Consider the following 257-nt stretch of genomic DNA (forward strand, 5'->3'; position numbering starts at 1 on the left):
GTCATGCGCGCGTTCCTTCCAGCGACTCGGACTCGACGCCGTACGCGGCGACGAGGTCTTGCAGGGTGGCGGGAGCGAGCTGCACGCCCGCTCCCGCGGCGGCGCGGCGCAGGGCGTCGTCGGCCGGTGTCTCGAGGACGAGCGAGCAGAGACCGCCGATCGTGCGGCGTTGCAGCACGGGCCGCCCCGCCGCGACGGCCTCGACCGCTGCCGCGACCCCGCTGACCGTGACGGCGCTTCCTCGGAGATCGTCGGCC

General features: G+C 75.5%; 1 protein-coding gene. It reads right to left on the reverse strand.

All coding sequences use genetic code 11. From position 1 onward, the window contains the following. Position 1 precedes the first annotated feature (1 nt). Positions 2–257 (reverse strand): hypothetical protein (locus ACZ3HH_RS30650; RefSeq protein ID WP_465810427.1); only part of this gene is annotated, 256 nt, incomplete at its 5' end.

It is taken from the genome of Pseudomonas sp. PME37.24/025 (genome assembly GCF_055556615.1).